We start from the raw sequence: 15,296 nt of genomic DNA, 5'->3' as shown, positions 1-15,296 counted from the left end.
CTAATTATAAATAAAGCTTGCAGATAAAAAGTCTTTTTATACTTTTGCGCTTAATTAGACTTAATCTAAATAGAATGACAAGCAACCTATACTATTACCTGCGCACCATCCCATTTTTAATTTTATTCCTGTTTGCCAATGTGTTGATCCTGAAAGCTGATGACGAAGGTAACAACGGTAAAATAACCGGTGTTGTTAAAACCAGCGATGATAAGCCGGCTTCATTTGTAAATGTTGCCATTAAAGGATTAAATAAAAGTACCACCACAACCGACAACGGATCATTTGCTTTCCATAACGTAAAACCGGGTACATATACCCTGGTTACTTCATATGTTGGTACAAAAACTGAAGAGCAAACTGTAACAGTTTCCGCAAATAAAACAACGGTTGTATCCTTTAAACTTAATGAAAGCTCGGCCCAGTTAGATGAGGTGGTAGTTTCTTCAACAAAAACCATCAACCGTAAAAAGTTAACCATCGGCAAAATGAACGTATCGCCAATGGACTTGCCGCAAAGCGTTACTGTAATAGGCCGCGATGTGCTTGATCAGCAGCAGTCATTGCGTTTAAGCGATGTTATCAAAAACGTAAATGGCGTGTATCTGTACAGTGGAAGGGGCAATACCCAGGAAACATTTGGCGCCCGTGGTTATAACTTTGGAAGCAATAACATTTTTAAAAACGGATTCAGGGTTAACTCGGGCGTTGTGCCGGAGATCAGTTCACTGGAACGTGTTGAAATATTGAAAGGCAGTGCTGCATTGTTATACGGTAACGTTGCGCCCGGAGGCATCCTGAATATGGTAACTAAAAAACCTTTATTTACGCAGGGTGGCCAGGTATCAATGACCTACGGCAGCTATGATCTTTACCGCCCGTCGTTTGACGTTTACGGCCCTATATCTTCCAAATTAGCATATCGCGTAAATGGTACCTATGAAAATGCCAAAAGCTTCCGCGACAATGTAAAATCAGAAAAAGAATACATCAATCCTTCATTCCTGTACAAAATAAGTGATAAAACAACTTTAATTGTTGAAGGTGATTATCTTAACTACGATTTTACCCCCGATTTCGGAACCGGGCAAATCAATAACGTTATTGCCAACGTTCCTCGTAATCGGTATTTGGGTGCATCATGGTCAACCGGTAATACCAAACAAACTACCGCAACGGCAACCATTAACCATCAGCTTAATAGCCTTTGGCAGTTAAGCGGCGGTTTTTCATACCAGCACTTTAACCGCTCATACCAAACTACCGAGCGTGTATTACCAGATGCCAATGGCGACTGGGGCCGTACCCTGAACAGAGCCAGGACGCTTGAAGATTATTACACAGGGCAATTTAATATTACAGGCCAATTTAATACCGGCGTTATTAAGCATAATATTTTGGCCGGCGTTGATGCAGATTGGTATCGTAATAATGCCTATACCTACGTTGCTACCGTAAATAAAGTATCAAGCTATCTTGACCAAAACGGCGCCGCGCAAAACGCTATTTATGATAAGATCAATATTTTCGACCTGGATAAATACGCGCTCCGTACTGATAAACCGCAGATGACCCCGTTTTATAGCATCTTGACACCTACCAATCGATTTGGCGCTTATGTTAATGACCTTATTAGTTTGTCTGAAAAAGTTAAAGTACTTGCAGGGATCCGCTGGTCATATCAATATGTATCACCAACAGCGGTTAGCAATTATAATACACTTGCTACCGCAACCCAGGCAGCAGGTAAAGAAGATAAAGCATTTTCGCCACGTGTGGGTGTAGTTTACAAGCCAATAGCCAATACTGCGCTGTTTGCAAGCTATTCCAATTCTTTCGTAACGAATACCGGTACCGATATAAATAACAAACCGCTTGATCCTTCAATAATTGACCAGTATGAAGTTGGCGTTAAAAACGATTTCCTGAACGGTAATTTGTCGGTAAACGTTACAGCTTACCGCATTAAAAATAATAACCTGGCCCAAACTGCGCCATTTCAGGCTGATGGGGTTACACCTAATATCAACACCAATATCAAAGTGCTAAGCGGTGAAACAAGGAGCGATGGTGTGGAACTTGATATTGCCGGTCACCCGGTAAAAGGTTTGGATGTATTGGCAGGCTATAGCTATACCAATGCTAAATACACCAAGACAGGTACTGCAGTTGGTAGCAACATTGCAGGGCAGCCGCTATTAAATACACCAAAGCATACAGCCAACACCAGCGTATTTTATACTTTTTACAACGGCGACTTAAAAGGATTTAAAGTAGGCGCATCTGTTTACTACCTGGGCGATCGCGTTGCGGGTAATGCCAATACGGTGGGTCAAACCCAAACTATTTCAAGGTTAGTTAATGTGCCGGGCTTTACCACGGTTGATGCTTCGGTAGGTTATACTTATAAAAAGATCTCGATTATAGGTAAGATCTCTAATATTGGCAACGTGCTTAATTACAATGTGCACGAAAACTATAGTATTAACCCTATACCGCCAAGACAGTTCTTAACTACATTGAGTTATCGATTCTAATTAATTGAATTTGACCGGGCATGGGAACATGCCCGGTTTTTATGCTTATAAACTGATGAAAGTATTTTTCCGCACCATTCACCTCTATTTAAGCCTTGCGGCAGGAGTAATCATTTTTTGCTCGTGTTTAACCGGTACCATGCTGGTTTTTGAAAAGGAAATTCAGCAGGCGCTTCATCCTCGGCGGTACTTTGTAGAACCACAGGAAAAGAGGTTGCCGCTTGCTAATTTAACAGCAGGAGTATTAAAGCAAATCCCTAAATCAAAGCTGGCAACGGTTATGGTTTATGATGATCCTGCGCGTGCGGTAGAGGTTGGGCTTATTGTGCCCGAAAAAAAAGGTAAGAAACCCGCGGATGCGCCTAAAACAGAAAAGCATGCCGGAGTTCATGGAAAAAAAGATGCGAAGCCAAAAGACGCCGAGCGGCCAAACCTCACCGCTTTTGTGAACCCCTATACCGGGCAAATAGTTGATCAGTTTAATCGCAGGCAAACGTTCCTGTATTCGGTTGAGATGTTTCACCGCTATTTATTAGGCGGTAAAAATAGCCTGGGCGATTGGGTGATCAGTCTCTCAACTTTATTTTTCCTGGTTATTTTGATAACCGGTGTAATATTATGGTGGCCTAAAACCAAGGTTATCATGAAGCAGCGCCTCAAAATAAAATGGGATGGCAGCGGCAAACGCCTTACCCATGACCTGCATATTGTTACCGGTTTTTTTACTTCTATATTTTTGATCATTATTTGTGCTTCGGGCCTGGTAATGACCTTTAAGTGGGCAAATAATACCTTGTTTTTTCTTACTAACTCAAAAATTGCTGGTAAAGAAGATATCAAGGCTCCGCTTTCTGTTCATCAACCCGGCGTTACCGCCATCTCGCCAGATGCGGCTGTTAGTGCCTTAGGTAACAAAATAACTGATGCCGAAAATTATATTATCCGTTACCCGCGCGATACGACGGGCGTTTACACGTTTAATGTGCTCAAAAAAGGCTCGGTTGAGTTGGCCACTGATACTTATTATATCGATCAGTACAGCGGCAAGCTTGCCGGAGTTGTTTTGTATGCTGATAAAAGCCTTGGTCAGCGTATCAGAGGGGTAATTAAACCAATCCATACAGGTTCCATTTATGGCTGGCCTACCCAGGTTTTGGCTTTTCTTGTTACGTTGGTTTCACTTATTTTTCCGGTAACCGGTGTAATGATGTGGCTTAACCGAACCCGGAAGAAGAAAAAACCGGTTCGTAGCGGAATGAAAGTGGTTCCTGCTGAGGCAACGGAATAACACAATATCATAAGGGATTTATCATTCGGGCTTATAAAGAAAATCTCTTCTTTACGACGTCATTCTAAGTGTTTAAATCCGGAGGCCTCTGAAGGTGAAATGACAAAAGAGGGCCTGTCAGTCTGAGCCTGTCGAAGACTCGCGCGCAGAGGCCTACCCACCATGCTTTGACGGGCTCAGACTGACACCCGTTTTAAGTTGTCATGGGTAGTACAAAGCGATGTCGTGACGGAGAGGGCTCTACAGGTTCGCTATGTAAATCGATAATTGCTCTTCACGCTTGTAATCACGGAGGTGGTATCTATTCATCTTGCTAGCTCCCCAGCCATGATCCAATAAAGCAGGTAAAGGCTCCCATACTTCCTTATACCTCATCAATATTTTCCGTTTTTCTGCTTGTTATTGAGGATATCCCGTAACAATCCTATGAAAAAAGGGTCGGGAATGAGCGCTTCATATAATGCTAAGAACAGGTCTTTGTACTTATAGATGTAAATACCGTTTGTTATGTTCAACGGCTTAATATACAAAATATTAGTACCCAAAGCCGGTCAGATAACTGCGGTTTATCAGAGTAATACTTCCGTAATAAATGGGTTTTTCTCCCACTTTTTAATAATTCAAGATTTATAGCTGAGATGCGATTTAACTAATTGGTTATTAGTTGCTTTTGTGATAGGATCAAATTCAAGAAATCTTCAAAAAACATAAAACAGACCCGGCTAAAAATTGTTGAAAACTTTTAGTGGGGGAAAGTGGTAGAAAGTGGTAAAAGTATTTACTTTTACGTTACAAAATTGCCCAAGTCATACAATGTCGTTTCTAACCGGTGAATTTGAGTGTAAGCTTGATCCTAAATTTAGGATGATGATACCGGCTGGCCTTAAAAAAAAGCTTCCTGAACTGGAATCTGAAGGCCTGGTGATCAATCGCGGGTTTGAAAAATACCTTGTCATATACACTAAAAAGGAATGGGACAAACGACTTGAAGAACTGAGCAAACTTAATGAATATGAAGAGGATAATATAGCCTTTATACGATATTTTACCCGTGGGGCCACCGAGCTTATGCCTGATGCTGCCGGCAGGGTATTGTTGCCGAAATTCCTGTTGGAATATGCGGGTATAAAAGGTGATGTAGTGCTGGCTTGTCAATTGAATAAAATAGAGGTTTGGGATGCCGAAGCTCACCGTAAACTGATGGATGATGAGCCAAAAAGTTTTGGTGCATTGGCAAAAAAGGTGATGGGTAATAAAAGTAAGGAGCAGGAATGAGTGAGTACCATGTACCGGTAATGCTGAAGGAGTGTATTGATGGGCTGAATATTGATCCGGACGGTACTTATGTGGATGTGACTTTTGGTGGTGGTGGTCATTCGCGCGAGATTTTGAAACATCTGGGGCCAAAAGGCAGGTTGATTGCTTTTGATCAGGATGCCGATGCGCAGCGGAATATTATTGATGATGAACGTTTTGTTTTTGTAGATCAGAATTTCAGGTATCTCAAAAACTTTTGCCGTTTGCACGGGGCTATTCCTGTAAATGGCATTCTGGCCGATTTGGGTGTATCATCACACCAGTTTGATGAGGCCGATCGCGGGTTTTCCATCCGGTTTGATGCCGAGTTGGATATGCGCATGAACCAGTTGGGCGAGCTAACTGCAAAGGATGTGGTAAATAACTATTCAGTTGCTGACCTGCACCGGATTTTCGGCATTTACGGAGAAATTCAAAATGCCAAATCCCTGGCCGAGACTATTGCTACCGCAAGGTTAAATGGTTCGATAGTGACTATTGCTGATTTGAAAAACGCGATCAGTAACCGCATCCCGAAAGGAAAGGAAAATAAATACCTGGCACAAGTGTTCCAGGCGTTAAGGATAGAGGTTAACCAGGAGTTAGAGGCATTAAAAGATTTTTTAATGCAGTCGGCTGAGGTTTTGGACGTTGGGGGCAGACTGGTAGTCATGTCATACCACTCGCTTGAAGACAGGCTGGTAAAAAACTTCATTGCCAAAGGTAAATTCAGCGGCGAGGTGGAGAAGGACCTTTATGGGAATGATAATAAACCGCTTGATGCTGTAAGCCGCGGGGCTATAACGGCATCGGCAGAGGAGATAACCAATAATAACAGGGCACGGAGCGCTAAATTAAGGATAGCTGTAAAAAAATGACCAATCGTTTACGTACAGAAATTCAGGAAGAGGAAGAAGTTGAAGAAGTTGTTGAGGAACGGCCTGCAAGGGAACTTCCGGATAACTTTTTTACGCAGCTTTTTACCAGGGGCTTTCTTACAACCGAGAAGGCTACTAATGCTTTGCCCTTTGTTTTGTTTTTGGCCTTTTTAGGTATGGTGTACATTGGTAACATGCACTATGCCGAAAAATCGGTACGTGAAATTGACGCGCTTACCAAAGAGGTTAAGGAGCTTGGTTGGGATTATAAATCTACCAAGGCCGATATGGCTTATAAAAGCACGCTCACTGAGGTGGCCAAGCGTGCTGATACATTAGGCCTGAGCCAATCGGTTGATCCGCCTGGAAAAATAACAGTGAAGGAGGTTGCAGATGGGAATTAGGACTAACATACTGGCCAGGGTTTATTTAGCCTTTGGTCTTGTTTTGCTTTTGGCCATTGCCGTTGTGGTACAGCTTTGCCGCCTGCAGTATGTTCAGGGCGATAAGTGGAAGGCTATGGCTGCCGATCTTTCGGCGCAATACCAAACCGTTGAAGCGGCAAGGGGGAATATTTTTTCTGTCGATGGAAGCTTGCTGGCTACTTCGGTGCCGGAGTATGAGCTGCATATGGACATGCTGGCCAGCGGTATTGCATCGGATACGGCGTTTAACAACAATATCGATCTGTTAGCTGCAAAGCTATCGGGTATGTTTGGTGACAGATCGGCAAGGGAATATTCGCGTGTATTGCGCGAGGCCCGCCGGGATAGTTCACGCTATGTGTTGATCAGGCGTAAGGTATCTTACCAGGATTTGAAAAAGATCCGGCAGTTCCCTGTGTTTAACATGGGTAAATATAAGGGAGGGTTAATTGTTATTCAAAAAAACAGGAGGATCCTGCCATTTCAGTCGCTGGCGGCACGTACTATCGGTTATAAAAACGAAAACGTAAAGAACCCGGTTGGTTTGGAAGGTGCTTATTCATCATATATAAACGGTGAAAGTGGCAGGCGTTTAATGCAGCGGATCCCGGGCGGTATCTGGATGCCGGTTGACGATGATGATGAAATAGCACCTAAGGATGGTGCTGACATTATTTCAACCATCAATGTGAATTTTCAGGATGTGGCTCAGGATGCGTTGAAAAAACAATTGGTTAAAAGCGCGGCCGATCATGGCTGCGTTGTGCTTATGGAAGTATCTACCGGCGAGATCAGGGCTATTGCTAACTACACCCGTACTAAAGACGGTGATTATAAAGAGCAAATGAATTATGCTATCAGTAACGCTATCGATCCGGGGTCGACCTTTAAACTGGCATCGTACATGACCATGCTCGATCAGCATAAGATTGACACCAGCACCATAGTTAATGCTGAGGGTGGTAAATATAAATTCCCGAAAGGGCCGACAATTACCGATACCGAGCATGATAACTATGAAATGTCGGTAAAACGTGCTTTTGAGGAGTCATCAAACGTGGCAGCTGCAAAATTGGTTGATAGGTTTTACCACAATAACCCGTGGGAGTATATCAATAAATTGTACAGCTATCATTTGAATGAAAAGCTTCAGTTACAAATTCCCGGCGAAGGCAGGCCGGTGATCAAAAATCCATCAAACCGCAGCTGGAACAAAAATTACAGTTTGCCTGAGATGGCTTATGGTTATGAAATGAATATTACGCCGCTGCAAATGCTGGCTTATTACAATTCAGTGGCCAATAATGGTAAAATGATAGCCCCGCTGCTGGTTCGTGAGATCAGAAGATTGGGTAACCCTATTGAGCAATTCCAGGCCCGGGTGATCAATGAGCAGGTATGTTCGGAAGCTACGCTGGGTAAGGTACGTGGTATGCTTGAAGGTGTAGTACTTAATGGTACCGGCAAAAATGTTATTAAAAATAAGCTTTACAGTGTGGCGGGTAAAACCGGTACAGCACAGGTGGCTAACGGAACAAAAGGTTATAAGGATAAAAAATACCAGGCCTCTTTTTGCGGTTATTTTCCGGCCGATCATCCTAAATATTCGATGATTGTGGTGATCAATAACCCAACCCAGGGCGACTACCTGGCTGCAAAGGTTGCAGGTCCGGTATTCAGGGAGGTGGCCGACAGGGTTTATGCTAACGACCTGGACATTAACCAAACTTCACAGGCTCATTATGTAGGCAATACGGTAATGCCGCAGGTAAAACAGGGCAATATGAAGGCCCTGAAAAAGGTTTATTCAAAATTGGGTGTTAAACCGTTGTATGCTTCGGCTAACAGCACTGTTGATACAAGCAATGGTATCCCGTTTGAAGAGGTAAATTATAAAAATGGTACCGTGCCTTCGGTAACAGGCATGGGGCTTAGCGATGCGTTATATGTAATGGGTAATGCCGGCTATAAGGTTACTGTACGCGGTAGCGGTATAGTAACCAATCAATCGGTTACCGGAGGAAGTGCAATACCAAAAGGATCACGAATTTTAATAGAACTGCAATGAGGTATTTAAGCGATGTAATTGATGGACTGGCCTTCACTGAGTTGCAGGGAAGTGCTGATGTGGAGATCACGGCGATAGCTTTTGATTCGAGGGCAGTGATCCCCGGGGCCATGTTTGTTGCCGTAAAAGGCACCGTTGTTGACGGACACGACTATATTGACCAGGCCATAAAAAAAGGTGCTGTAGCAGTGGTTTGCGAAGACCTGCCTGCCCATACTACCGGCGAGGTTGACTTTTTGATGGTGGCCGATTCGGCTGTGGCGCTTGGCATTGTAGCTGCTAATTTTTATGATAATCCATCAGCCAAACTGAAACTGGTTGGGGTAACTGGTACTAATGGCAAAACAACTATCGCAACGTTGTTATATCAGCTGTTCCGCGATCTGGGATATAAATGTGGCTTGCTTTCAACTGTCGAAAATCAGATCAATGGTAAAGTAATCCCATCAACCCATACCACGCCTGATCCGGTTGAGCTAAACAGTTTGCTTGCCGAAATGGTAGACAGCGGTTGTGACTATTGCTTTATGGAAGTAAGCTCACATGCCATTTCGCAAAAACGTATCGAGAGTTTGGTTTTTGCGGGTGGTGTGTTTACCAACTTAACGCACGATCATTTGGATTATCACAAAACCTTCCTGAGGTATTTGAATGCCAAAAAGGAATTTTTTGATGGTTTACCTAAAGATGCTTTTGCGCTTACCAACAGCGATGATAAAAATGGTAATGTAATGCTGCAAAATACAGCAGCACATAAAAAAAGCTATGGCCTTAAAACCATGGCCGATTATAAAGTCCGGATCCTCGAAAATCAGTTCAGCGGCTTATTACTGCAAATTGACGGCGAGGAAGTATGGTTTAAAATGGTGGGCACATTCAATGCTTACAACCTATTAGGTGTTTACGCTACCGCGATGCTGCTTGAGCAGGATAAAGCGAAAGTGCTTACGAGCCTGAGCAAACTTACAGGTGCCGAAGGCCGCTTTGAATATATCACAGCACCGAACAAAGTTGTAGGTATAGTTGACTATGCCCATACGCCGGATGCTGTGCAGAATGTGTTGAGCACTATACATGATATCTGCAAGGGAAATGAAAAGGTGATTACGGTAATTGGCTGCGGCGGCGACAGGGATAAAACCAAGCGCCCCATCATGGCCAAAACCGCATGTGAGTGGAGTGATAAAGTGATCCTGACATCCGATAATCCGCGTACCGAAGATCCGGCGCAGATCATCAAGGAAATGGAAGAAGGTGTCGACCCGGCATTTAAGCGTCATACGGTAAGCATCATCGACAGGCATGAGGCTATTAAAACAGCCTGTATGCTGGCAGATCCGGGTGATATTATCCTGGTAGCGGGCAAAGGGCACGAAAAATATCAGGAAATAAACGGGGTGAAAAACCACTTCGATGATATGGAAGAACTGGAAAGGCAATTCCAGGATTTGGTATAACCATCAACTAATTGATAGAGAGTAAAAGGAATTAAAAACGCAAATCTGCAAGAACTAAGATGAGCAAGTCAATCATCTGCACATCTGAAATCTGCACATCTGCAAATTGAAAAAGCAATGTTGTATTACCTGTTTAACTATTTAAGCAAAAATTACAGTATCCCCGGGGTAGGTGTATTTCAATACATCACGTTCAGGATGGCGATGGCTGTAATTACTTCATTGCTGATCACTACTGTTTATGGCAGGCGGCTAATAGATTATCTACGCTTTAAACAGGTGGGCGAAACCGTAAGGAATTTAGGTTTGGAAGGCCAGATGCAAAAATCAGGTACGCCAACTATGGGTGGTATCATCATTTTGCTGGGTATTTTAATACCAACACTGCTGTTTGCCAAGCTGGAGAATGTGTATGTGATCCTGATGATCATTACCACCGTTTGGCTGGGAGCTATCGGTTTTCTGGATGATTACATTAAAGTATTTAAAAAGAATAAAGAAGGCTTAGCGGGCAGGTTTAAGATTATTGGTCAGGTGGGTTTATCACTTATTGTTGGCTGGACAATGTATTTCAACAGTAATATCATCATCCGCCAGGAAGTTGTGCTTCCGGTGAAGGATGATGCTCCTGTTGAGTTTCACATGAAGCGTAATACTCCTGTTTACACTCAGGACGTACACTCTACCAAAACAACAATGCCATTCTACAAAAACAATGAGTTTGATTACGGCAAAGTGTTGAAGTTTTTGGGTAAAGGTTATGAGCAATACGCGTTGGTGGTGTTCCTGTTTTTTGTGATTATCATCATTACGTTCATATCAAACGGAGCAAATATTACCGACGGGATTGATGGCCTGGCGACGGGCACATCTGCCATTATAGGTATTACGCTGGCTATACTGGCCTATGTATCGGGTAACACGGTTATTGCCGATTATCTGAACATCATGTACATCCCTAATTCGGGTGAGCTGGTAATTTTTGCCGGCGCCTTTGTAGGGGCGTGTGTTGGCTTTTTATGGTACAACTCGTACCCGGCACAGGTGTTTATGGGTGATACTGGTAGTTTGGCTATAGGTGGTATCATAGCGGTATTTGCTATCATGATCCGTAAGGAACTGATGCTGCCATTGCTGTGTGGTATTTTCCTGGTAGAGAATTTTTCGGTGATTATCCAGGTTTCATGGTTTAAATACACCAAAAAGAAATTCGGCGAAGGCAGGCGCGTGTTTTTAATGGCACCGCTGCATCACCATTACCAGAAAAAGGGTTTCCATGAAGCAAAGATTGTTACCCGCTTCTGGATCATCTGTATCATACTGGCGATAGTGACGGTGATAACGTTGAAACTTCGTTAAGAAAAGAAGCAAGAAATCAAGAGTCAGGAGATAAGAAAGAAAAGGAGTCGGTGAAATCATCAAACAATCGGTGAAATCCCAAAAGAAAATAAAAATGAACGACAACAATAACAAAGAGACCAATCAAAAGCAACCTGTTCAAGGGGGGGCCGGGACTCGCCTTGTGGTGTTGGGCGCGGGTGAGAGCGGTGTTGGTGCTGCATTTCTTGCGCGGCAGCAGGGCTTTGATGTTTTTGTGTCGGATTTTGGCGGCATTGCCGATAACTATAAAAAGCAACTCGAAGATTGGAATATTCCTTTTGAAGAGAAACAGCATACTGAAGAACTGATCCTGAACGCGGTAGAAGTGATCAAAAGCCCCGGTATTCCGGATAAGGCACCGATCATTAAAAAACTGCATGAAAATGGGACACCTGTAATATCAGAGATTGAGTTTGCCGGGAGGTACACTGATGCAAAGATCATTGGTATAACAGGTTCAAACGGTAAAACGACCACCACCAGCTTAACCTACCACATTTTAAAAGATGCGGGGATGAATGTTGGGTTGGCGGGCAACATCGGCAAAAGCTTTGCCTACCAGGTTGCTACCGAGAAGTTTGACTGGTATGTGCTTGAGCTAAGCAGTTTTATGCTTGATGATATGTTCGGGTTTAAAGTTGACATAGCAGTACTACTAAACATCACACCTGATCATTTGGACAGGTATGATTATAAACTGGAAAATTATGCGGCATCCAAATTCAGGATAACGCAGAACCAGACTGCAGCAGATTATTTTATTTATTGTGCCGATGACCCGGAAACAATAAAGGGAATGAAAGAGCGAACGTTCGGGGCACAGCTGTTGCCGTTTTCCATACAGCAAAAATTTGAACCGGGCGCATACCTGGATAACAACGACAATATTGTCATTAACACAACACAAGAACATTTTACAATGTCAATTCAAGATCTGGCCCTGCAAGGCAAACACAACATTTACAACTCCATGGCATCGGGTATTGTAGCAAAAGTGTTGGAGCTACGCAACGAAACGATGAGGGAGAGCATGGGCAACTTTAAAAGCATTGAGCACCGCCTGGAGTTTGTTGCCAATATATCCGGTATCCGCTTCATCAACGATTCAAAAGCTACCAATGTTAATTCAACATGGTACGCTTTGGAAAGTATGACCAGCGATGTAGTGCTGATTTTGGGTGGTGTTGACAAAGGAAATGATTACAGTATGCTTAATGATCTGGTTAAGCAAAAGGTAAAAGCCATTGTGTGTTTAGGCAAGGATAACAAACGTATCCACGAAGCCTTTGATGATATGGTTGAAATTATAGTAAACACATCATCAGCCCAGGAAGCGGCAACCGTAGCTTATCACCTGGCAACCAAAGGCGATACGGTGCTATTATCACCGGCTTGCGCCAGCTTCGATCTGTTTAAAAACTACGAAGACCGCGGCAGGCAGTTTAAGGACGCTGTGAAGGAATTGTAAATAGTTCATAGTCGATAGTTCATGGATCATAGAAAAAAGTTCAAAGACCATGATCAATGAACCATCAACCATGAACCAAAAGAAATAAAAATGCATAGGATATTAAACAATACAAAAGGAGATCGCTGGATATGGCTTATAGTCATACTACTTTCTGTTATATCCTTGTTGGCGGTATACAGCTCGGTAGGTACGCTGGCATTTAAGCAGGGTAAGGGGGTCGAGATCATCCTTATGAAACACGTGTTCATGATAGTAGGTGGGATTGCGCTGATGTATTTTTCGCACAAGCTTGATTATCGCTATTATGCCGGTATCTCTAAGGTAATGATGATCGTTACCATTCCGCTGTTGCTGTATACATTGGTTTTTGGTAGTCACATTAATAACGCAAGCCGCTGGATAGCTATTCCGGGAACAGGGTTAAGCTTCCAGACTTCGGATTTGGCCAAACTGGCATTGATCACTTACCTGGCCCGTACATTATCGCGCAAGCAGGAAAACATTAAGAATGTTAAAGAATCCTTTTTGCCTATCATGGGTTCGGTTTGTGTGGTATTTATCCTGATTGCATTAGCCAACCTTTCAACAGCGTTAATGTTATTTGGGGTTAGCATATTACTGTTGATCATCGGCCGGATCAGTATCAGGCAAATAGCTATTACCTGTGCTGCAGGTTTTATATTGTTGCTGGGCGTAATATTCTTAGGGCCGAGGAGGCATACTTACGTATCCCGTATGAAGGTATTTATGCACCCCGAACTGGCAAAGGCCGATAAATCTTTCCAAAGCGATCACGCAAAAATTGCCATCGCAACAGGCGGGTTATTTGGCAAAGGTCCAGGGAACAGCACAGAAAGAAATTACCTGCCCGAGTCATACTCTGATGAGATCTACGCCATTATAGTTGAGGAGTATGGTTTAGTAGGAGGTATAATCGTAGTAGGGATCTATGTATTCCTGCTGTATAGATGTATCAAGATCATAACGAAGGCTCCGAAAGCGTTTGGGGCATTACTGGCCTGTGGTTTAAGTTTTAGTTTAACCATACAGGCTTTTGCCAATATGGCTGTAGCTGTAGGCTTAGGGCCGGTAACCGGCGTGCCGCTGCCGTTGGTAAGTATGGGTGGTACCTCGATATTGTTTACAAGCATTGCCTTTGGTATTATACTATCGGTAAGTAAGGATATTGAAGAGCCTAAAAAAGATAAGACCATCAAAGAGGATAATGCCGGGCCGAATAAGATTATAGTAGGAGAGATCAGGACGGCGTAACCCCCCTAAAGGAGGAACGATTGACAAGGTTATATAAAAATTAATAAGAAGTGGCAGATAAAAGCAAGGATATGAAAGACGCAACTCAAAAGCACCCCCTTCAGGGGGCGGGGGGGGCGTCGCCGCGTATCATCATAAGCGGTGGCGGAACAGGAGGACATATCTTCCCGGCTATCTCTATTGCCAATGCTTTAAAAAATATTGATCCCAATACCGAAATCCTGTTTGTGGGCGCTAACGGCCGCATGGAAATGGATAAGGTGCCGGCGGCGGGTTACAAGATCATCGGTTTGGATATTCAGGGGATTCAGCGCGGTTCTATCGTAAAAAACCTGATGTTCCCTATCAAACTTGCCAATAGTGTACGCAAGGCTATCAAAATCATTAAAGATTTTAAGCCCGACGCTGCAGTAGGTGTTGGCGGCTATGCTTCAGGCCCATTGCTGTATGCCGCATCGTTAAAAGGGATACCGTACCTCATACAGGAACAAAACTCGTATGCAGGTATTACCAATAAATGGTTAGGCAAGCATGCCAAAAAAATCTGCGTGGCCTTTGATGGTATGGAGAAGTTTTTTCCTGCCGACAAGATCATCAAAACAGGTAACCCGATCCGTAAGGATGCGGTGAACATTGCCGGTAAGCATATGCAGGCTTTGGAGTTGTACCATCTTTCGGCCTTTAAAAAAACGATACTGATAACCGGCGGTAGCCTTGGGGCACGTACGTTGAACAATAGTATCATGAACGGTATAGATAAGCTGCTGGCTGCCGATGTACAGGTGATATGGCAAACCGGTAAGTTTTATTATAAAAGCATTATCGAAAAGCTGGGCGAAAATTATCACCCCGATTTGCAGATCAGGGAATTTTTAACCCGGATGGATTTGGCTTACGCCGCCGCCGATATTATCATATCAAGGGCGGGTGCAGGCACTATTGCCGAGCTGTGTGCCATTAAAAAGCCGGTGATCCTGGTGCCTTCGCCAAATGTGGCCGAAGATCATCAAACAAAAAACGCGTTAGCGCTGGTGCATGAAAACGCAGCCGTTTTTGTTGCCGACAGAGATGCTGAGGCAAAACTGGTTGACCGGGCACTTGAATTACTGGAAGACCGCGACCTGCAAAAAAAATTGAGCACAAACATTGGTAAAATGGCCATGCCAAATGCCGATGAAGTAATAGCAAAGGAACTTATCCAAATAATAAGTAACAATTAAAATG

At 43.4% G+C, this 15,296-nt stretch carries 11 protein-coding genes; all 11 read left to right on the top strand.

Features of this window, described 5'->3' with window-relative positions:
• Nucleotides 1–74: 74 nt before the first annotated feature.
• The 11 genes from ACEN82_RS20855 to murG all read left to right on the top strand — a co-directional run bounded on the left by ACEN82_RS20855 (nt 75) and on the right by murG (nt 15,292).
• Nucleotides 75–2,537, top strand: coding sequence for a TonB-dependent siderophore receptor (locus ACEN82_RS20855; RefSeq protein ID WP_413321000.1), 2,463 nt, complete (start codon nt 75–77; stop codon nt 2,535–2,537).
• A 55-nt stretch (nt 2,538–2,592) separates the two neighbouring features.
• Nucleotides 2,593–3,825, top strand: coding sequence for a PepSY-associated TM helix domain-containing protein (locus ACEN82_RS20850; RefSeq protein ID WP_495644011.1), 1,233 nt, complete (start codon nt 2,593–2,595; stop codon nt 3,823–3,825).
• 813 nt (nt 3,826–4,638) lie between these two features.
• Nucleotides 4,639–5,100: a division/cell wall cluster transcriptional repressor MraZ gene (locus ACEN82_RS20845; RefSeq protein ID WP_090529909.1), complete on the top strand. Its 462-nt coding sequence runs from the start codon at nt 4,639–4,641 to the stop codon at nt 5,098–5,100.
• Nucleotides 5,097–5,999, top strand: coding sequence for a 16S rRNA (cytosine(1402)-N(4))-methyltransferase RsmH (gene rsmH, locus ACEN82_RS20840; protein WP_413322913.1), 903 nt, complete (start codon nt 5,097–5,099; stop codon nt 5,997–5,999). The genes ACEN82_RS20845 and rsmH overlap by 4 nt, the downstream gene beginning before the upstream one ends.
• The gene (locus ACEN82_RS20835) at nt 5,996–6,403 is read left to right on the top strand and encodes an FtsL-like putative cell division protein (RefSeq protein ID WP_413322912.1); all 408 of its coding nucleotides are present in this window, start codon (nt 5,996–5,998) and stop codon (nt 6,401–6,403) included. The genes rsmH and ACEN82_RS20835 overlap by 4 nt, the downstream gene beginning before the upstream one ends.
• Nucleotides 6,393–8,492: a penicillin-binding protein gene (locus ACEN82_RS20830; protein WP_413322911.1), complete on the top strand. Its 2,100-nt coding sequence runs from the start codon at nt 6,393–6,395 to the stop codon at nt 8,490–8,492. The genes ACEN82_RS20835 and ACEN82_RS20830 overlap by 11 nt, the downstream gene beginning before the upstream one ends.
• Complete coding sequence (locus tag ACEN82_RS20825) at nt 8,489–9,949, top strand: UDP-N-acetylmuramoyl-L-alanyl-D-glutamate--2,6-diaminopimelate ligase (RefSeq protein ID WP_413322910.1); 1,461 nt, start codon at nt 8,489–8,491, stop codon at nt 9,947–9,949. The genes ACEN82_RS20830 and ACEN82_RS20825 overlap by 4 nt, the downstream gene beginning before the upstream one ends.
• 117 nt (nt 9,950–10,066) lie before the next feature.
• The gene (gene mraY, locus ACEN82_RS20820; RefSeq protein WP_090531268.1) at nt 10,067–11,308 is read left to right on the top strand and encodes a phospho-N-acetylmuramoyl-pentapeptide-transferase; all 1,242 of its coding nucleotides are present in this window, start codon (nt 10,067–10,069) and stop codon (nt 11,306–11,308) included.
• Between the two features lie 94 nt (nt 11,309–11,402).
• Nucleotides 11,403–12,797, top strand: a complete 1,395-nt coding sequence (gene murD / locus ACEN82_RS20815; RefSeq protein ID WP_413322909.1) for a UDP-N-acetylmuramoyl-L-alanine--D-glutamate ligase — start codon at nt 11,403–11,405, stop codon at nt 12,795–12,797.
• 90 nt (nt 12,798–12,887) lie between these two features.
• The gene (locus ACEN82_RS20810; protein WP_129570002.1) at nt 12,888–14,072 is read left to right on the top strand and encodes an FtsW/RodA/SpoVE family cell cycle protein; all 1,185 of its coding nucleotides are present in this window, start codon (nt 12,888–12,890) and stop codon (nt 14,070–14,072) included.
• Between the two features lie 71 nt (nt 14,073–14,143).
• Complete coding sequence (murG, locus tag ACEN82_RS20805) at nt 14,144–15,292, top strand: undecaprenyldiphospho-muramoylpentapeptide beta-N-acetylglucosaminyltransferase (RefSeq protein ID WP_413322915.1); 1,149 nt, start codon at nt 14,144–14,146, stop codon at nt 15,290–15,292.
• The last annotated feature ends 4 nt before the right edge of the window (nt 15,293–15,296 follow it).

The sequence above is a fragment of the Mucilaginibacter sp. Mucisp73 genome, assembly GCF_059491465.1.
This window is presented reverse-complemented; position numbering and strand designations above follow the sequence as displayed.

Excerpts from the sequence above, each read along its gene's own strand:
- murD (WP_413322909.1), top strand. The coding sequence starts at position 11,403 with ATGAACGACAACAATAACAAAGAGACCAATCAAAAGCAACCTGTTCAA.
- ACEN82_RS20825 (WP_413322910.1), top strand. The coding sequence starts at position 8,489 with ATGAGGTATTTAAGCGATGTAATTGATGGACTGGCCTTCACTGAGTTG.
- ACEN82_RS20830 (WP_413322911.1), top strand. The coding sequence starts at position 6,393 with ATGGGAATTAGGACTAACATACTGGCCAGGGTTTATTTAGCCTTTGGT.
- ACEN82_RS20845 (WP_090529909.1), top strand. The coding sequence starts at position 4,639 with ATGTCGTTTCTAACCGGTGAATTTGAGTGTAAGCTTGATCCTAAATTT.
- ACEN82_RS20835 (WP_413322912.1), top strand. The coding sequence starts at position 5,996 with ATGACCAATCGTTTACGTACAGAAATTCAGGAAGAGGAAGAAGTTGAA.
- ACEN82_RS20855 (WP_413321000.1), top strand. The coding sequence starts at position 75 with ATGACAAGCAACCTATACTATTACCTGCGCACCATCCCATTTTTAATT.
- murG (WP_413322915.1), top strand. The coding sequence starts at position 14,144 with ATGAAAGACGCAACTCAAAAGCACCCCCTTCAGGGGGCGGGGGGGGCG.
- ACEN82_RS20850 (WP_495644011.1), top strand. The coding sequence starts at position 2,593 with ATGAAAGTATTTTTCCGCACCATTCACCTCTATTTAAGCCTTGCGGCA.
- ACEN82_RS20810 (WP_129570002.1), top strand. The coding sequence starts at position 12,888 with ATGCATAGGATATTAAACAATACAAAAGGAGATCGCTGGATATGGCTT.
- mraY (WP_090531268.1), top strand. The coding sequence starts at position 10,067 with ATGTTGTATTACCTGTTTAACTATTTAAGCAAAAATTACAGTATCCCC.
- rsmH (WP_413322913.1), top strand. The coding sequence starts at position 5,097 with ATGAGTGAGTACCATGTACCGGTAATGCTGAAGGAGTGTATTGATGGG.